At 31.7% G+C, this 20,222-nt stretch carries 16 protein-coding genes; 9 read left to right on the forward strand and 7 right to left on the reverse strand.

Features of this window, described 5'->3' with window-relative positions:
* Positions 1 to 7: 7 nt before the first annotated feature.
* The 5 genes from MHM83_RS11505 to MHM83_RS11525 form a co-directional block, all read right to left on the reverse strand.
* A complete protein-coding gene (locus MHM83_RS11505) occupies positions 8 to 2,740 on the reverse strand; it encodes an IPT/TIG domain-containing protein (protein ID WP_167713771.1) in 2,733 nt (910 codons plus the stop codon).
* An 82-nt stretch (positions 2,741 to 2,822) separates the two neighbouring features.
* A complete protein-coding gene (locus tag MHM83_RS11510; protein ID WP_167713770.1) occupies positions 2,823 to 3,383 on the reverse strand; it encodes a DUF4252 domain-containing protein in 561 nt (186 codons plus the stop codon).
* Positions 3,384 to 3,440: 57 nt separating this feature from the next.
* The gene (locus MHM83_RS11515; protein WP_047788704.1) at positions 3,441 to 3,956 is read right to left on the reverse strand and encodes a DUF4252 domain-containing protein; all 516 of its coding nucleotides are present in this window, start codon (positions 3,954 to 3,956) and stop codon (positions 3,441 to 3,443) included.
* A 40-nt stretch (positions 3,957 to 3,996) separates the two neighbouring features.
* Positions 3,997 to 4,467, reverse strand: a complete 471-nt coding sequence (locus tag MHM83_RS11520) for a hypothetical protein (RefSeq protein ID WP_047788703.1) — start codon at positions 4,465 to 4,467, stop codon at positions 3,997 to 3,999.
* Positions 4,454 to 4,963: an RNA polymerase sigma factor gene (locus MHM83_RS11525; protein ID WP_047788702.1), complete on the reverse strand. Its 510-nt coding sequence runs from the start codon at positions 4,961 to 4,963 to the stop codon at positions 4,454 to 4,456. The genes MHM83_RS11520 and MHM83_RS11525 overlap by 14 nt, the downstream gene beginning before the upstream one ends.
* A 158-nt stretch (positions 4,964 to 5,121) precedes the next feature.
* Between MHM83_RS11525 and MHM83_RS11530 the strand changes: the two genes are divergently transcribed.
* Positions 5,122 to 6,570: a S41 family peptidase gene (locus MHM83_RS11530; protein ID WP_159616594.1), complete on the forward strand. Its 1,449-nt coding sequence runs from the start codon at positions 5,122 to 5,124 to the stop codon at positions 6,568 to 6,570.
* Between the two features lie 162 nt (positions 6,571 to 6,732).
* On the opposite strand, the gene MHM83_RS11535 is transcribed toward MHM83_RS11530, so the two are convergent.
* Positions 6,733 to 7,626: a DUF72 domain-containing protein gene (locus MHM83_RS11535; RefSeq protein WP_239179888.1), complete on the reverse strand. Its 894-nt coding sequence runs from the start codon at positions 7,624 to 7,626 to the stop codon at positions 6,733 to 6,735.
* Positions 7,623 to 8,582: a patatin-like phospholipase family protein gene (locus MHM83_RS11540; RefSeq protein WP_239179890.1), complete on the reverse strand. Its 960-nt coding sequence runs from the start codon at positions 8,580 to 8,582 to the stop codon at positions 7,623 to 7,625. Before MHM83_RS11540 ends, MHM83_RS11535 begins: the two co-directional genes overlap by 4 nt.
* A gap of 150 nt (positions 8,583 to 8,732) precedes the next feature.
* Here MHM83_RS11540 and MHM83_RS11545 point away from each other — a divergent pair, with 150 nt between their 5' ends.
* The 8 genes from MHM83_RS11545 (at position 8,733) to MHM83_RS11580 (ending at position 20,140) form a co-directional block, all read left to right on the forward strand.
* Positions 8,733 to 9,779 (forward strand): WD40/YVTN/BNR-like repeat-containing protein, encoded by a 1,047-nt coding sequence (locus MHM83_RS11545; RefSeq protein ID WP_239179892.1) that lies wholly within the window; start codon positions 8,733 to 8,735, stop codon positions 9,777 to 9,779.
* A gap of 178 nt (positions 9,780 to 9,957) precedes the next feature.
* A complete protein-coding gene (locus MHM83_RS11550) occupies positions 9,958 to 12,903 on the forward strand; it encodes an amidohydrolase family protein (RefSeq protein WP_239179894.1) in 2,946 nt (981 codons plus the stop codon).
* 19 nt (positions 12,904 to 12,922) lie between these two features.
* Complete coding sequence (locus tag MHM83_RS11555; RefSeq protein WP_239179896.1) at positions 12,923 to 14,221, forward strand: amidohydrolase family protein; 1,299 nt, start codon at positions 12,923 to 12,925, stop codon at positions 14,219 to 14,221.
* 505 nt (positions 14,222 to 14,726) lie between these two features.
* Positions 14,727 to 15,524, forward strand: coding sequence for a TrmH family RNA methyltransferase (locus tag MHM83_RS11560; RefSeq protein ID WP_239179898.1), 798 nt, complete (start codon positions 14,727 to 14,729; stop codon positions 15,522 to 15,524).
* 238 nt (positions 15,525 to 15,762) lie between these two features.
* Positions 15,763 to 16,380 (forward strand): hypothetical protein, encoded by a 618-nt coding sequence (locus MHM83_RS11565; RefSeq protein ID WP_159616608.1) that lies wholly within the window; start codon positions 15,763 to 15,765, stop codon positions 16,378 to 16,380.
* A 210-nt stretch (positions 16,381 to 16,590) separates the two neighbouring features.
* Positions 16,591 to 17,607 (forward strand): hypothetical protein, encoded by a 1,017-nt coding sequence (locus MHM83_RS11570; RefSeq protein ID WP_239179900.1) that lies wholly within the window; start codon positions 16,591 to 16,593, stop codon positions 17,605 to 17,607.
* 81 nt (positions 17,608 to 17,688) lie between these two features.
* Positions 17,689 to 19,017 carry a hypothetical protein gene (locus MHM83_RS11575; protein ID WP_159616612.1) on the forward strand — a complete coding sequence of 443 codons (1,329 nt, stop codon included), beginning with the start codon at positions 17,689 to 17,691 and terminating at the stop codon, positions 19,015 to 19,017.
* Between the two features lie 325 nt (positions 19,018 to 19,342).
* Positions 19,343 to 20,140, forward strand: a complete 798-nt coding sequence (locus MHM83_RS11580; protein ID WP_239179902.1) for a hypothetical protein — start codon at positions 19,343 to 19,345, stop codon at positions 20,138 to 20,140.
* Positions 20,141 to 20,222 lie beyond the last annotated feature (82 nt).

Genomic DNA, 20,222 nt, shown 5'->3' on the forward strand with positions numbered 1-20,222 from the left:
TATATACTTAATATAAATCTTTATTTATATAATATTTATTTAAGGTTTTATTATCATAGCCATATAAGTCTTTTCCTAGACCTATATAAAAGACTCCATCTTTAATATGTATAGAATTATCAAAGCCTTTAATTAGCATGGGGGTTTTTTCTTTCCAATTATTTTCTGTAAAATCATATTCATATATTCTATGTTCTTTACCTCCATCTGTTAAACCTCCTATATAATAAAGTTTATCATTATAGTACTTTAAAGCTACATTTTGATATGTACCAAAATGATTCCTTGGTCTTCCTATATAATTAAATTGTTTTGTTATGATATCAAAATAGAATACTTGTCCTTGCCAAGGATTAACAAAAATTTTATTGTCTCCGTAAGTTACTGTTTCATAATTGTAAGTGTTAAATTTTTCTCTATAAATTTTTTCTTTTGTTTTTACATTATATTCATATAACTTACTATAATCCATACCATAAAGTATATCTCCTATTAAGATTCCTTTATTAACAAATATGTCATTTTTTTGACTAGTCCAACTTTTATTTATTATATCATATTTATAAATATATTCATTAAGAGGTAATATTAATTCAGCATCTGTAACTGTCAACACCCTTTCTTCTCCCATAAAAGTTGAAAAAGGAGGTGGATTATTATCAATCATATCCCATTTTTCAGAACTGTGATTAAATTTAAAGACTCCTAAATAATTAATAAAATACCAATCTTTAAAATTTGATCCAGAAATACAAGTTCCTAAAAGGTTAATATTATCAAGCGTATTATTGATCAGGTTATGCGGCTCAACTCCTTTTAAGGTTGCTATATCAAATTTTTGATCTCCTACAGATCCTGTAATTTTTATATCACCTTCTAGTTTTCTGTAATAAGGAAATTTAAACTCAGATTTTGTAGGGCTACTCAATATATTTTCACAATTTTCTCCATTTGCTTTAATGGACAATCTTTCAATATTATCTCCATATACGATATAATTATCTTTTCTTGTAGCTTCATTTTTACTAACCGAATGTACTTCTGATTTCTCTATTTCATATTCTACTTCATTTGACTTTTGTCCACCAACCTCTACGTATAATCTATGTGTACCAGGAGTTGTATTAATTCCTAATCTAAATTTAATTTCGGTATTCTTTACTGTATATGAAGAATTATTAGGGTTTGTAACTAGCTCTCCATCTATATAAATTTTATTAATTCTGCCATATCCGAAGTCGTTTCCTTTAATAGTAACGTTATCTGCGTACATGTAAACTTTTTTATCTAATGAGTTAATTTGAGGTGGATAAATTTGTATCATAGAAGAGTCATATCCAAATTGATTTTCTAGTTCCACTTTTAATTTACCCTCTTCTTCCATAACAAAACTTGGGTAATATGTATTTAAATGTAACCACTCGTTTAAGGATATCTTTATAGCACCATCATCATCTATTTGATAGTTATTTCCATACTTTACAGGGGTATTTCCTATTTTTAAATTATTTCTATCAATAAAAGCATCTGTTTTAATAACAACTTCATCTGTAAAGTGATATTTTGGTTTGCCAAACTCTAAAATTTTTGGAGCTCTCATTTTTACTGTAGCTACATCTACAAAACCATTAATCTCAATTTTTAACTCTGGATTGGAGGTATAAAAATATCTGTTTACTAATATTTTGATTTCTTCTTTATTGTAACTTAATAAAGTTTGATTTGATCCTCCTATAGTTACTCTTGGAATTTCATTTCCTTGTTTAAAATAATTTCCTTTAATCGTAACTATATCAAAAAAACCTATTGTTTCAGGGATAGTAGAAATAATATATGGACTAGTAGTTTGATAAAAACTTTTCTTCTCTGTAATTCTATCTAAAACTTTTAACTTTAAATCTACTTTCCCTTTTGATAAACCCTTTGGTACTATAACCAATAAAGTATCTTTATAATCAGTATACTTAATTTCTGTTTTAATATTATCTAACCATAACTCTGATATAGAATGGTGTAAATTTTTACCATAAAGTTTTAATACTTCTCCTACATACCTTTCTTTAGACTCAATAGAATCTAATATAGGGGCGTTTATTGTATATATGTCTTTTATGTTTTTGGTTATTGCACAAGTTCTTACTCCTAAACTTAGGTTAGAAGTTTTTAAATATGGAGGGATAACAACTTTCATTATGGAGTCTGAGACTGAAAAAGGTCTATATCCTCCTCCATTGAAATAAATTAGATTACGAAATTCAGAATCACAAAAATTTTTACCTTTTACTGTTAAAGTATCGTAAATAAAACCATTCTTAGGATAGATACTATCAATAACTATAGGTGTTGTAAAATTGCTTATAAATTCTAATGTATCACTAGTAATAATCTTATCTTTAAACTTTACAAAAGAAAAGGTTTTATAAATTGAGTCTTTTAATAACTTCTCTGTTATAGACGCATCAAAAAAACTTGACTGTAAGCCTGTGTATTCTTTCTCATAGAATTCTTTTTTAGATTTTCTAAACCATTTTATTCCATAAGAAACAATGTTATCATAGCTTGTATTGTGAAACTCTAGTTCTGTCTTTGTACTTACTCCATTTATTGTATTATCGACAATATTGTAAGAACTAATTTTTACCTCATCAACTAAAGACTCTTCATTTTCTTCAGTGTCACACGATAATATACAAAACGTAATTAATGGCACTAAAAATAACTTTAAAGTAATATTTTTCATATAATTTTTTTGAAAATTTGCCAAATATATAAAAAAGCCACCAGGTAATCTGATGGCTTCTCTATATTTTCAATACTAATTTTTATTCTGTTTCTTCAGATGAACGATGTTTATCATCGAAAATCATTTTAAATTGCTTTAAATCTAAATTCCCTGCATCCATCTTAGCTTTTTGCATCATTTCCATAATCTTTCCAACATTCATGTTTTCTCCTAAAATTCGTGCAACTCCCACTCCCATTTCTTTTCCGTAACCAAAAGCTACGATTTCGTCAATAGCATCAGCATCTCCTGTGTAGTAAATTGCTGCATTCGCTCCATCTTTTTTGAATTTCATTAATTCTTTATAACTAGATTTTTTAAAGATAGCTTTCAGCTTTTCTTTTTCCGCCTCATAACTAGCTTCATCTAAATTCTTATAAGGAACTCCTGTTATGTTTATTTTTTTAATACTTTCATAAGCTTGCTTATCTTCTTCAGATGCCTTATCCATACTTAACTGTAATACACTAGCGGGTACATCAAACGTAATAAAGCCTTCCTTTTCTTGGCTTTCTACCAAATAGCTTTGTAAAGATTCTGTTTTACAAGAAACTGTTACAAACGCTACTAGTAACATTGAGTATATAAATAGTTTTTTCATTGTTGTTAGTTTTTGATTAAAAGCAGCGTTAACTGGTTAACGCTGCCTTATTTGTTTTTATTTGTTCTTCTTTCCGTCTTTAGAAAACGTCTCTGCTAATTTTGACATTTTGTTGATGTCGATATTACCAGTTAACGAAACTATTACAGATTCTGGTGAGTTACCATTAGAATTTTTGTCTTTTACAAACATTAATACTTCGCTTACAAAGTCTTTGTTTTTTGTAGACTTTACATAGATTTTAACACGAGAATCTTTGTCTTTTACACGCATTAACTCTATTAAATTACTTTTTTTAATGGCAGACTTTACCATGCTTTCCATTTCAGCAGACACTTTTGCGCTTTCAGTTGAAAATACTTTTAATTCTTGTAAGTCTTGAATCATTTTAAAAACCTCCATTGCTTCATTATCTTCTGACTCTACTTTGAATTTAGATAAAATCTCAAAAGCATCTTTATTTACTACCACTGATGATACCTCATCTAGGTCTTCTAATTTATCGAACATTGATTGTCCGAAACTAACATTAGCTATAAATACGAATGCGAATAATAATATTACTTTTTTCATGATTTTCTTGGTTTATAAGTACTTGGTTTTACTTTCTTAATTAATTTACTGTGTTTATTACTTTGTTTACTGTTTCTTCATAGGCTCCTAATTGTTCAATAGCATCATTTCCTTTTTTTAGGTTGTTTGAAACTGCATATAATGCATCGTTTCCTTTGTTTAAATTGACTGAAACTAGCTGCAACGCTTCTTTAATTTGTGCAAACTGTTTACGTTGTTGATACTTTTTGTACTCTTCATTACCCATGAATACACTAAATAGTAAGACTACTGACGCTGCTACTGATAACCATTTCCAGTTCTTCTTAGTTTTCTCAGGTTTTAACTGAATGGTTTTCGTAAAGGTTTCGTCTTTACTTTGTTTAAAATAGCCAAACATCATACTATATTCTTGCAAATGCGGTGCCACGTTGTTTGAGGTAAAATACTCTTGTAACGTTTGCTCTTCTTGCAATGTTGTTTCTGCGTCTAGGTATTTATCTAATAACTTCTCTATGTTAGCTAACTCCATAGTTGTGTTGTTTTATTAATTCTTGTCTTATTGCTTTTCTGGCTCTTGATAATGCTACTCTTACAGCTGTCGGTTTCATATCAACCATTTTACATATTTCATCAAAATCATATTGTTCAATATCTCTTAATTGTATGATTATTTTTTGCTGCTCTGGTAACTTCTCTATAAGCTCATGTACTCGGTTTACACTGTCGTTATGTTCTACTCTCTTTTCTAGAGGAGTGTCTTTCTCTTTATAGTTACTATGAACCAATGTTAAATTACTTGCTTGTTTAGACTTTAATCTGTCATAACAGTAATTCTTCGTCATGGTCATAGCAAATGCCTCTACATTTTTATAATTAGAGAGCTTCTCTCTATTTCTCCACAATTTAAAGTACAGCTCTTGTGTAGCGTCCTCAGCTTCTTCAGTAGAAACCAATAATCTTTTCGCTAAACGAAAGACTTTGTCTTTAAATGGTAATACAACTTTTAAAAAGTCCGATTGGTTCATGGTTTGGTTAATTAGTTTTGTAAGCCTATTAAAACAATTGCGTCTTATTTAACAGGTTTACATATCTACGACGACGCAGTTTCAAGTTTGTTACATCAATAATAAAAAAAATAATATTATTCAGTAAATTGCGTTGTTGTTACAACTAATATACTCTTATGAAATTATTAAAAGCATCCCTAATCATCTTTTTTTCAATACTACTTGTTTCATGTAGTGAAAAAGACGATGCACCCAAAAATATTGAAGTCCAAAATTTCGTTTGGAAAGGTTTAAACGCTTACTACTTATGGCAAGACTTAGTCCCTGACTTAGCTGACAGACGTTTTAATAACGATAATGAACTGTATAGTTATTTATCAGGATATGACGATCCTACTAATTTATTTTACAGTTTATTGTACATGCCTAATGAATACCCTAAAGATCCTAACAGAACCTATTCATGGATTGTAGACGATTATATTGCATTAGAAGAATCTTTTGCGGGAATACGTCTTACAAGTGGGATGAAATTAGAAGGAGCTGACTATGCTGATGGTTCTGGAGGCTATTATATATATGTATACGATGTTGTTACTGGTTCTAATGCCGATGCACAAGGAGTTACTCGTGGAATGATTATTACTGAGATTAACGGAACAACTATAACCAGAAGCAACGTAAATGATTTATTAGATAATGATACATTCACTATTCATTTAGCTGATTATAACGGAGGAAATCCTGTTAGTAACGGAACAACTATTACAGTTACCAAATCTCAAGTAACAGAAAACCCTGTAAAAGTTACCAATGTAATTACTAATGGTAGCCATACCATTGGGTATTTAATGTACAATCAATTCTCTAGAAACTTTGATGGAGAGTTAAATGCTGAATTTGCTAAGTTTCAATCAGCAGGTCTTACCGACTTAATCATCGATTTACGTTATAACGGTGGTGGTTCTGTACAAACAGCTACTTATTTAGGAAGTATGATTACCGGACAGTTTAACAATGAGTTATTTGCGAAACAAGTATGGAATCATAAAGTAATGGAGGTAACAAACCCAGATTTATTAATCAATAACTTTACTAATCAGATTTTAAATAAAGACCAACAAGGAAATGTAGTATTGGATGAAGCTATTAATAGCTTAAACCTAAATACTATTTACTTTATAGTTTCTGATGATTCTGCCTCTGCATCCGAATTAGTTATCAATGCACTAAAGCCTTATATTGATGTAAAGTTAGTAGGAACTCAAACTTACGGAAAGCATGTTGGTTCTATTACCTTATACGATTCTGACGATTATACTCGTAATGGCGATAACTTAAAGAGTCATACGTGGGCAATGCAACCTATCGTATTAGAAATTCAAAATAAAGATGGTGAAAATGCTCCTGAAGGGTTTATTCCTGAGGTTATCATTGATGAAGATCCAGGTAACTTAGGTATTTTAGGAGACCCTAACGAACCTTTATTACAAAGAACCATTCAATACATTACTACAGGAGCAAAAGGAGTACCTACCATGAAAAAAGGAGTTCAATTTTCTCCATCATGGAATTCAAATATGATGCGCCCTGATTATAACAATATGTATGTGGAGTTAAAATAATATAATTATACTATATATATAAAATCCAGCTTACTCAGCTGGATTTTTTAATACTATTTATTCAATAACCTACCATCTTATTACACACGACACTAGCATACGGTACCATTAGACACCATTGTCTTGTGATTAAAGACAGTACTGTCTGAAGTTTAAGACAAATTACAACAAACTCATTTGTTGGTTATTCTCTTCATTAGGAATCTTTAAATCAACTCCTAATTCCTTATTTAGCTTTTTTATAAAGTAGGCTGCCAACAATGGTGATTCTACTTCTAAATTTTGATGGATAAAAAAGTGAATATTCTCTAATCCTAAATCATTCCATTCTTTTAAGCGAACTACCCAATCATCCAAACGTGTATAATCTGATGGGTGATTTGCTCCAACATAACGAACAAAAGCCTCGTTATTCGTTAAACGCATATGCATCATATCTCTTCTACCTGCTGTATCTACTAACACATTGGCTATGTTATGTTCTTCAAACAGCTGTGTAAACTCTTCAAACACCATTGTATCTTCAAACCAATCTGGATGGCGTACCTCTATAGCTAATGGTATACCTTTAGGCCAGCTCACTACAAAGTTTTGTAATCTATCAAAGTTTTTATTTCCAAAATTAGCATGTAACTGTAAAAAGATGGTACCTAACTTCTCTTGCAAATGCGAGGCATTATCTAAATAAACATTCACCGCATCTTGTACACCCTGTAAACGCTTCCAATGGCTTATCTCCTGCCCTAGTTTGGGAAAGAATTTAAAGTTCTCAGGGGTTTTAGCTTTCCACTTTTCAAACTGTTCTGCAGGAAACTGTCGGTAAAAAGTAGCATTAAGTTCTATAGAGTTAAATTGTTTCGAATAATACTCCAATTCATCTTTGGTTCCTCTCGGATAAAATCCTTTTAAATCTGCTTTATTCCATTTTGCACAGCCCACATACACATTAGGCGTGCCACCCTTTTCATAAGAGTTTAATAGCTCTATTGTTTTAGGGTGTGTTTCAGGTAATGTAAAATCTATTAACTCTGGTTGTGCTACTTTTCCAAACTTCATACTTCACTATTTTCTATTCCTTCCTCTATTTCCTGATTATCTACCATTTCTGGTCTAAATTCTGTCATTCTATCATCATTCAGTTTTTTCGCATACTTATAACCCGATTTCCACCATTTCTTCATTTTCTCTTTATCAAAAACTAACGAATTGGTTGTTAATACCGTTGGCGTATAGTATAAATTCAGCTTTACATTATGTTGTTTTGCAGAAAGCTTTCCTATGGTAATATTATGTCGCTCAACATTCTCCAACATAAAATCAAAGGTATCCATCATCAGTGAAAAAGGGTTCTTAGCAGGCAATCTATTCATTTGTGTTACCTCTGTTGCTAAAATAATGGCATCCACCTCCGTCGCACCTCTTGCTATGGCTTCTCGTATAGGTATTAAACTTCCAAAACCACCATCTGCATACTGACAATGATCCTTTTCCAGTAAACTCATAAAAGGCACATAATTGCACGAACCCCAAATCCAATCGCAAAAATCTTCATATTCACATTCTAAGATAGATTTGTACTCAATTTGATTCGCGGTTAAATTAGATACTGTGACCACTACCTCTTTATTCAGCCTTCTAATTTCGTCGTACATTTCTTTAGTAACACTTTTACTTATAAGCTTTCGTAAGTTTTTACTCTCACCAAAAGTTTTACGACCATTTAAAAAGTTCCAAATCGTGTTTCTATGTCGTATAGAAACCACCTTTTCTCCATGTACCGATTTTACTCTGAACGGACTGTTACTAAAAATAGCTTTTTGATCTACCGAAGTATATATTTCTTTTAATTCATCAACCATACCCAAAGCCAAATGCGAAACCATTAAACTACCTGTTGATGTTCCTAAAAGCATGTCGTAATCTTTATTTTTATAATTCATTAGGTATTGTGCAACACCGCCCGCAAAGGCTCCTTTACTTCCTCCTCCTGAAATTACTAAGGCTTTTTTCATTGATTTAAGTTTGGTTTTCCTATTTTTAGTTCTGTAAAAATATCAAAAATATGGAACCAACATAGGTAAAGTAAACTTTCTCTACATATTTACTAATTAATTTAAATTCCTAAGGTTACTTGCTCCATTTAAAACAACTAAAACAAACACATGAAACGATTATCATTCCTTTTCTTACTCTCTTTAACAATACTATCTTGTAAGCAAGAAAAGAAAACCCCAAGAACTTTTGAAACTATTAAAATTACCGAGTTTAAACAAGATAGCACCAGTATTAGAGCTATACTAGCTATTAGTAACGATGAGTTAATTTTTGCAGGCTCTAAAGGAGATATTACAACAACAAAAGATGGTGGTAGAACATGGCAAACACAAAGTTTAAAGTATAACGATACTATTATACCGCACTTTAGAAGCATTGCTAAAAATGGTGAAAATATATTTGCCTTATCGGTAGCTAATCCAGCCTTACTATATAAAGGAAATGAAAACAAGTATGAATTGGTATATACAGAAGCACACGAAAAGGTTTTTTACGACTGTATGCAATTCTTTGCCGATGGAAAACATGGTATTGCCGTTGGTGATCCTACAGAAGACTGTCCGTCTATTATTCTTACCTCAGACGGAGGAAATACATGGACAAAACTACCTTGCTCACAGCTGCCTACTTTTGAAGAAGGAGAAGCCTTCTTTGCAGCTAGTAACACCAATATTACTATTGTTAACAATACCGTATGGATAGGTTCTGGAGGAGCCAAAGCTCGTATTTTAAAATCTACTGACTTTGGGAACACTTGGGAGATTTTTGATACTCCCATTGTACAGGGTGACGGACCACAGGGAATTTACTCTATTGATTTTTACGATGAAAACCATGGAATTGCTATTGGAGGAAACTACTCAAAACCAGAAGACAATAACGCTAATAAAGCAATTACTACCGATGGTGGTAAAACATGGACACTCGTAGCTAATAATACCAATCCTAATTACAAAAGCTGCGTACAGTATGTACCTAACACTAACGGAGAAGAAGTTTTTGCTGTTGGAAAAACAGGAATATCATTTTCTAACGATGGTGGACATACTTGGAAACAAATAAGTAAGGAAAGCTACTATGCTATTCAGTTTATTGACAGTAATACAGCCTGGTTATCTGGTCATGAAAAGATTGGAAAGCTAGTTCTTAACTAAACTATCTTAGGGTAAGTAAACAAAGAACTATAAGAAAACCCATTTTAAGTCTATTAGGTAAGCCTTGGTGGATTAAATTCTTGGCTATCACCCTGTGATTAATTCTTAATGTTTTGTTAAAAGGAATTGTTTTCCTCTTTAACTATCTATTTTTATGAGCTAATCAACTCAATTTTAAATGAAAAAAATACTATTCTTACTCTTATCCCTGTGTATTAGTACCTCTTTTGCACAAGAGTACTTTCCTACCAACACAGGAGTAAAGTCATCCAAAAACAACGTGTATGCATTTACCAATGCTACTATTTATGTTACCCCTACCCAAGTAGTAAAAAAAGGAACACTACTTATTAAAGACGGTAAAGTTGTTGCTGTAGGTAAATCCGTTAACATACCCAACGAAGCACAAGTAATTAACCTAGACGGAAAGTCTATGTATCCTTCGTTTGTAGATGCCTATTCAACCTTTGGTATCGCAAAACCTAAACGTGAAAGTGGTCGTGGTAAAAGACCTCAATACGATGCTGGTAGAAAAGGATATTACTGGAACGACCATATTCGTCCTGATGTAGACGCTTCTACTGAGTTTAACTTTGATACTAAAAAAGCTAAAGAATTATTGTCTTTAGGTTTTGGTGCTGTAAATACACATCTAGAAGACGGTATTATGCAAGGAAACGGAGTTTTAGTCGCTTTAAACCCTAACAGTTCTGATGCTTACAGAATATTAGACAAACAATCAGGAAACTACTTATCGTTTTCTAAAAGTGCTAAAACACGCCAAAGCTACCCTACTTCACGTATGGGAGCCATGGCACTATTACGTCAAACATATTTAGACGCTGACTGGTATGCTAAAGGAAATGCAAAAAATACCGATTTAGCTTTAGAAGCTCTAAACAATAAAAAAGAGTTACCTCAAATATTTAATGCAGGTGGATATTTAGATAATATGCGTGCTGATAAAATTGGTGACGAATTTGGAATTCAATATACCATTGTAGGCGGAGGTAACGAATACGAAAGAATTAATGATATTAAAGCAACCAATGCTACGTACATTATTCCTATTAATTTTAGAAAGGCATACGATGTATCAAATCCATTTTTAGCAAATAAAATTGCGTTGAGTGATATGCGCTCTTGGAATCAAGAACCAGCAAATCCTTCAATTTTAGCAAAAAACAAGGTTCCTTTTGCATTAACTACTTACAAGTTAAAAAAGGCAAAAGAATTTAGTAGTAACCTTCAAAAGGCTATTACTTACGGATTAGATAAAACTACAGCTTTAGAAGCATTAACTACAGTACCTGCCCAAATTTTAAAGAATGATAAAATAGGAAACTTAAAAGCTGGTAGTTATGCAAACTTCTTAATTACTTCTGGTGATATTTTTGACAAACAAACTACTTTATATGAAAACTGGGTGCAAGGTGATAAAAACACCATTAACTCAATGGATATTAAAGATATTACAGGTAAGTACACATTAACAGTTAACGGAAAATCGTACGATATGACCATTACTGGTAAAGGAGCTAAACAAACAGCTTCTTTAAAAAGTGGAGATAAAAAGGTAAACAGTAAATCATCTTTTAGCAATGACTGGTTACATATAGCTTTTAAAGATGGTGACAACTATACTCGCTTAACAGCATTAGTACAAAACAAGCAACAAATTACAGGTACAGCTACCGACAACGATGGGAATGAAAGTGTTTGGAATGCTACTTATACTGGAAAAGCTGACGCTAAAAAGAAAGGCGACAAGAAAAAAGAGACCACTCCAGAAGTAGTCACTGTTTCTTTCCCAAATATTGGTTATGGTAATACTGTTAAACCTCAAAAAGAGACTATTTTAATTAAAAATGCTACGGTTTGGACTTCTGAAAACAGCGAAGTACTAAACAATACCGATGTATTAATTAAAGATGGTAAAATAGCCAAAATAGGTACTAACTTATCTTCAAGAGGTGCTACAGTTATTGACGGAACTGGTAAGTATGTAACCGCAGGTATTATTGATGAGCATTCACATATTGCTACTTCAGCAGTAAACGAATCAGGTCATAACTCAACAGCTGAGGTTACTATTGAAGATGTTATCAACCCTAACGATGTAAATATTTACAGAAACATTGCGGGTGGTGTTACTTCTATTCAAGTATTACACGGTTCTGCAAATCCAATCGGTGGACGTTCAGCAATTATCAAACTAAAATGGGGAGAGAATGCTGACGGAATGTTATACAACAACACACCTAAGTTTATCAAATTCGCCTTAGGTGAAAACGTAAAACAATCTAACTGGGGAGATTTAAATACCATTCGTTTCCCTCAAACACGTATGGGAGTTGAACAAGTATATATTGACTACTTCCAAAGAGCGAAAGAATACGATGCTAAAAAGAAAAGCGGACAACCATATCGTAAGGATATTGAGTTAGAAACCTTAGCAGAAATTATTAATAAAGAACGTTTTATTTCTTGTCACTCTTACGTACAGTCAGAAATCAATATGTTGATGAAGGTTGCAGAACAATTCAACTTTAACATCAACACCTTTACCCACATTTTAGAAGGATACAAACTAGCCGATAAAATGAAAGAACACGGAGTTGGTGGTTCTACTTTTGCTGACTGGTGGGCATATAAATACGAGGTTAACGACGCTATACCATACAACGCTGCTATTATGCACAACCAAGGAGTTACCGTTGCTATTAATTCTGATGATGCAGAAATGTCTCGTAGACTGAATCAAGAAGCTGCTAAATTGATTAAATATGGAGGTTTAAGCGAACAAGAAGCTTGGGCTACAGTTACTATCAATCCTGCAAAACTATTACACTTAAACGACCGTACAGGTAGTATTAAAGAAGGTAAAGATGCTGATGTTGTAGTATGGAGCGGAAATCCACTTTCAGTATATTCTAAAGCAGAAAAAACAATTATTGACGGAGCTGTTTATTTTGATATTGAAAAAGACTTAGAAAAGCGTAAAGCTATAAAAGCAGAACGTGCTAAGCTAATCAATATGATGTTACAAGAGAAGATTAAAGGAGGTAAAACACAAGCTCCTAAAAAGAAAACTCAGAAATTATTTCACTGTGATACAGAATAAGAACTTAAAAACACACAACATGAAAATTAAATTAATATATAGTTTATTATGTTTCTTATTCTTAGGAAATATAATAGCGCAACAAACACCAGCACCCAAGCAAACTGAAGCTTATAGTATTGAAGGTGCTACAGCACATTTAGGAAACGGAGAAGTAATTGAAAACTCCTTAATCATGTTTTCTAACGGTAAAATAGCCCATGTAGGAAATGCTAATAGCAGAATTGCTCGTATGGGAACTGTTATTAATGCTAAAGGAAAACACGTATACCCAGGTTTTATTGCAGCAAACACCTCTTTAGGTTTAGCTGAAATTGATGCTGTACGTGCAACGAGAGACTTTGATGAGGTGGGTTCAATGTTACCACACATTCGTAGTATTATTGCCTATAATGCAGAAAGTAAAGTAGTAGAAACCATGCGTCCTAACGGAGTATTAATGGCACAAATCACCCCACGTGGTGGTGTTATTTCAGGAACCTCTTCTGTAGTACAATTAGATGCTTGGAACTGGGAAGATGCGACTATTAAAACCGATGACGGTGTTCACATGAACTGGCCTCAGGTATTCTCTAGAGGTCGTTGGTGGATGGGTGAAGATCCAGGGTTAAAGCCTAACAAAAACTATCAAAAAAGCATTGATAAGCTTACAAAATTTTTCGCCAATGCAAAAAGCTACCTAACAGGTAACAAAACCCCTAAAAACTTACCATACGAAGCTTTACAAGGTATTTTAAACGGTACACAAAAAATGTTTGTACACGTATCAGGAGAAAAAGGAATTACTGATGCTGTAAATGTATGTAAAGAATTAGGAGTTAAAAACATCGTGATTGTTCGCGGACAAGAGGCTGAAAAAGTTGCTGACTTATTAAAAGGAAACAATGTACCTGTTATTTTAGAACGTGCACATCGTTTGCCTAATGGTGAAGATGCAGATTATGACAGACCTTTTAGAGCGGCTAAGATATTAACCGATGCTGGTATTTTAGTAGGTTTAGGTATGGAAGGAGATATGGAACGTATGAGCACACGTAACTTACCTTTTTATGCAGGAACTTACGCTGCTTACGGGTTAGGTAAAGAAAAAGCCTTACAATTAATTACTCAAAACAATGCTAAAATTTTAGGTATTCACAACAACGTAGGAACCTTAGAAGTTGGTAAAGACGCTACCCTATTTATTTCTGAAGGTGATGCTTTAGATATGCGTACCAATATTTTAAAAGATGCTTTTATACAAGGTAGAAAAATTAGCCTAGAATCGCATCAAACAAAATTATGGAAGCGTTATGCTAATAAGTATAAAAATCAATAGAATGTCTTTCTAAACTAAGAGATAGCCACGTCATTATCATTCCTCGCTATGACAACAATTTTAACGTCATTCCGAGGAGTTTGTCGAGCCTTTCGACTTCGCTCAAGATAAACTTAAGTCGAAATAATGACGAAGGAATCTCTTCGATTTAATAAACTATTAAACATCATTCCGTAAAAAGAATGATGTTTTTTTATGCACGGATAATAGGCATACGTTACTGTATGGTAACTTCATACACCACTATATTATAACACTATACAGTAGTGTCGGGTGACCTCATACACTACTGTATGAAGCTTAATACAAACTAGTACACCCCATATTTTAGTTTTGTTTGAAGGTTCAAACAGTGGCATCTGGTGTTAAACAACAGTAGGGTTTGGTGTTGGGCAACAGTACTGTTGTTTGCCTAACAACAGCAATAGCTAGTAATTATTCTTTTAGTAAGATGGTATTTTATTATAAAACAGAATAGTACTTTTGTATTTAGATATCACAGCAGATGAAACAGATTAGTAGTACACAAAACGCCTATATAAAAGAGCTTTTAAAGCTTCAAGAGAAATCTAGAGAACGTAAGAAGAAAGGACTCTTTTTAGTAGAAGGACAACGCGAAATTTCGTTAGTTGTTAAAGGAGGTTATGAAATAGACACCCTGCTGTTTGTTGCTGATATGTTTACCGAAGAAAGTGTAAACAAAATTCTAAATAAGGCTGCTAATTGTATAGAAATAACAAAAGATGTATACCAAAAGCTTGCCTATCGTGATACTACCGAGGGTATTATTGCTGTAGTAAAAGCTAAAAACTTCGATTTAGACACTATTGAATTCAACACCACTACCCCACTCGTATTAGTTATGGAAGGTATTGAAAAACCAGGAAACATTGGTGCTATGCTTCGTACTGCTGATGCTGCTAATGTGGATGCTGTTTTTATCGCCAACCCTAAAACGGATTTATTCAATCCTAATATCATACGTTCTAGTGTGGGGTGTGTATTTACCAATCAGATAGCTACAGGCACTTCTGAAAACATTATAGCGTACTTACAAGAGCACAACATTCATATTTACAGCGCTACCCTACAAAACTCAAACGAATACCATAAAAACGATTATACTAAGGCTACTGCTTTAGTAGTGGGTACCGAAGCTACAGGATTAACGCAAGTTTGGCGAGACAAAGCTACTCAGAATATCAACATCCCAATGCAAGGGGAAATAGATTCTATGAATGTATCGGTTGCCGCAGCTATCTTAACTTTTGAAGCCAAACGTCAACGTAATTTTGTACAGTAAGCTTACTTATCAATATTGAAAACATCATTTTAACCGTACATTTTTGTACGGTTTTTTATTTTGTTTTATCTTGGCTAGCGCTAATAAAAAAAAGAATAAAATTGCTATAGACTTCTTTCCTAAACAAGTAAGCTTAGCAATAATATAAAAGAACAGTAAAGTACTCTTATACTTCCCTTTTGGTTGTATAACGATGTATTTTATGCTTATATAAACAAGTTGTAAATAATTTAAAACAATGGGTACAAGAAAGAAATTAATTATATTATTATCGTTAACTTTAACATTAACAAGTTGTTCATCTATTAAAAAGACAAGTAGTTCTACCGATAAAGAAAAAATTTCTATAATCATAGAAAAGCCAAATGAAAATTATATTTGGAGGAAAGGACTATTAACATTAAATGTTAAAATTATAAATAACAGCAATTCTAAAATTACCATTGTTAAACCTTCTTCTGACCCTAATTTTCGACCAGGGAAATATTATGCTTCTATTGAGAATGAGTTTGAAGGAACATCTTGTATTTCAGAAGTAAGTTTTTATGATGAAGACCCACCGAAACATTATGCCTCTATTTCTGACTTTATAACCATTGAAGCAAACAGTGAAAAGTCTTTTGATTTTTCTAATGAACACTTAAATTATTGTGGTGAAAATTCTCAAAATTCAGATACTGCCTGTGTAAAAATTAAAATGTACGGAAACAAAACTAAATATGATGCGAACAGTGATTTTATATTAAATAATTATGCTGGTTATAGCATAGAAGAGAAGAATAAAATTATTGAGTTATACAACACACTACATACAGTAGATATTGAAAGTAATATTATATGTGTGAAAGTTAAGTAAAACTATTTACAACGATATATAACTGTAATTACGGCGGATTCATAACTTACTTATAAGGACTAAAAAAACAAACTACTTTAAACCGTACATTTTTGTACGGTTTTTTATTTTGTTTTATATTGGCTAAGCTTAAACAAAAAGAACAGTAAAGTACCCCAACACCTACAAAATTGTCTATATAAACAAGCCGTAAGGCATAAAAAAGAACTAATGAACAAAACATTAAGTCTTCAGAAAAAACTAATAATCTTTGGTTTCCCTATGTTGATTATAGGATTGATGATTATGGTTTCAAAATCATCAGTTTTTGACAAACATCCAATGAGTCTATCAACTGGAATTACATTTGATTTATTATTGACAGTTCCTTTAATCTACTTTTTACTAATCAGGAAAACAAATATCCCAAAGACTACAGTCGTCCCTTTTTTGATTATTGGAATGGTAGTTTGTTCTGTAATACTTCCTTCACAAAATCAACATTATCTTAATCTTTTTAAGACTTGGGTGTTTCCTATAGTTGAACTTTCAATAGTATCTTATGTAATGTACAATGTAAGCAAAGCTATAAAGCGGTATAGGCTAAATAAACATGAAGATGTTGACTTTTTCACAGCTTTAAAAAATACTTGCTATGAAATACTTCCAAAAAGATTAGTTATTCCTGTTGTAACCGAAATTGCTGTTTTTTACTATGGTTTTATTAATTGGAAAAAAAGAAAGCTGAATGAAGATGAGTTCACTTATCATAAAGATAGTGGGACAGTTGCTCTGTTAATTGTCATAATTTTTATTATTGTTATAGAAACTATTGTTTTACATGTTCTTCTTCAGAAGTGGAATGTTACAGTTGCCTGGGGTTTAACTTTTTTAAGCATTTATTCTGGAATTCAACTTCTTGGATTTCTAAAATCTATATACAAAAGACCTATATCAATCAAAAATGAAAAACTATTTCTTCGATATGGAATTATGAACGAAACGACTATTGATTTAAAAGATATCGAGAGTGTCGAGATTTCGTCAAAGGATATAGAATTAAACAAAGAAACACGAAAATTATCGTTTTTAGGTGAATTGGAAAGTCATAATGTAATTATCAGATTAAAAGAAGAAAACGAATTGACTGGACTGTATGGAATTAAACGTAAGTACAAGAATTTAGCATTGCACGTTGATAAGAAAAATGAATTTAAAAATCAAATAAATAATGCTTTACAACATTAATCATAAATAATGAGAATAATAATATTTCTTACTTTACTTTTTCTAACTCAATTCAGCCTTGGACAGACAAGCCGAAAAGAAATGGCTGAATCGAAAATCTATGTTCAAGCAACATACTTTAACCAAAAGAGTGATTTTATCGGACTTCAAGTAAGAACAGACTTAAAAGACACATTGATAGAAAACAGACATTTCATAAAATTCAAAACGGAAGATTTTGTTAACTATCCCAACATTGAAAAAACCGAAATTTATTTCGAGTCCTTTGAAAATGGTAATTATAAACTTCTCAATAGAAATCTTAAAACAGTTCATAATATTGACTACAATGAAACGAAAGAACAAACAGCCACACTTTTTGGAGAACAAGTAAAAACCTCACTTGAATATATTGACACAAGAAGTAGTTACCCTAGAGACAGTCTCATAGCGACTGAAAAAACACCAAGAAAATATTATAGAACTAACAATTCAGATATTTATGCTGTAATTATTCCTGACTTGAAAACATTAGCAGTTTCGAGTAATGGACAGTTTTATACAAAACAGCTTTTCGGAGATAACTACAATGATATATCAAAAGGTATAAAAAATAACTTTAAGGCGAATAACCGATTTGACATACAATCAGGAGACGAAATACAATTATTTTATCGTAGAAAATGGTATAATGACTCAACAGGTATAGCTGAATACCAAGACAAGCAGTTTAAAAATGTTAAACACATTGGAGATACAATAATTGATGGGAATAAGTTTTTAAGAATGGAAATTGAAGGCTACAATTATCTTAGTGGTTCAAAAGATGGTCCAGAAGAATTTTTAATACAAGTTACCGACAGTGGTTACTATTACGGTAATCAGTTCGTCCAATTTAAAGAATACTCAACAGAGCTCAAACTTATTGAGCAAAATGGACAAAAAGGATTTTTTCTTCAAGGTGTAAGTAAGGACACAATAAGTGGATTTACCTATGAAAAAATTGTTCAAGCCAGACCTAGCCCTTATCGATATTTTATTCTTCCTTTTTTCCCAATCTCATTTGTGGAGTTTGGTAACGTACAAGGAATAATCACCTATTCAAAAATTAAGGGAATTAAAAAAGGAACAAAACGAGAAAGAACTTATATAACAGACAAAAATAACATTAGAGACATTTACAGTATTTCGGACAAGAAAGTTGCATTAGAAATCTACTTTTTAGACAAACTCGATATTGAGATTGAAATCAAAGACTATAAAAATAATGAAGTAATCGGTTCTTTAAAATCTAAGTCTAAAAAAGGAATAAACTCATTCATGATAAAGACAGTAAAGTTAGAAAAAGGAAAATCATACAGTGTCCAAATAAACTATCTAGGAGACAGTAATTCGGGTAGTTTCTCAAACAGATTTAAATCAAAATATTAAAAAAATAAGATACATAATATTAGCTACTGTGAAAAGTACTAGTTCCGTTTCTTAAAGTTATTATTTCTTTTTTTAATTATCTCATATCAACAATTAAACAACGCATAACTTACTTCGCATTCTATTTGGTTCATAGCTCACTTGTGAAAAATAAAAAAACTACTTTAAATCGTACATTTTTGCGTGGTTTTTTATTTTGTTTTATCTTGGCTACCATTGAATAAGAAGAATAAAATTGCTACAACTTTCATTTTATCTATCAAAAATAGAATTCTGCTAACAGTTTTATTCTCATTTAACTTTAGTCATTAGACAGCTAAACAAAATGAAAAGATTAAGAAATACAGCGATATATTATATCATTTTTGGAGCTTTACTAGCTACTAGTTTTTTCTTTTTTAAACTATGGTTCATTTCAATATTAGGGTTATTACTTCTACTAGTCTATCTAGGCTTACGGTTTGGTTTTAAAAAGGAAGAGATAAAAAATAATTTAACAAAACAGCAACTCATTTTATGGGATGCTTTTTTAATCCTTTTTCCTTTTATATATGTTATTGTTTTTAGCTGGTATGTATGGAGACCTTACAACCAAGCTATTGTTTTACCTAAAAACTATGAAGGTATTGTAGCTATACAATATAATAAACCTGACGGGCAACCAAAAAAGTGGACTGGTGGTTTTTTAGGCATAGGTGCTTCTCGACTAATTAAAGTAGATAGCACCGGTATGGCTAAATCGCAATTTACATATCATAACAATGCTGTACCTTTTCTTGGTGCACATCAACATAGTTCTCCCAAAGGATTAAAAATTTATTATGAAGATGATTTAAATAATGAAATAATCAAAGATGCTAATGGAGTAAGTTTCACTTATGAAAATAAAGATGAAAATAAACCAAGTATTTACTTTATAGAATATAGATTTACATATAAACCAATAGTAATATTTGTTATCACAAAAAAAGAAAACTACCATTATTACTTTATGAATGAAAAGGAAAAAGAAAAATGGAGAAAAGCTAAACAAAAAAAATCAAATTATTATATAGATGAACTTCCACATAGGTTAAAACAAACCTTTAAGAATAGTAGCAGTTTATATAACATTTACAATTAATTTCATATGACAGTTTCCACAGTTGTTAGCTAATAAAAAAACATTCCATCTTCATAAGTTAAAGTACCCCTAGAAGAAATAC

The sequence above is a fragment of the Tenacibaculum sp. Mcav3-52 genome (genome assembly GCF_022347665.1).
Lineage (GTDB): Bacteria > Bacteroidota > Bacteroidia > Flavobacteriales > Flavobacteriaceae > Polaribacter > Polaribacter mesophilus.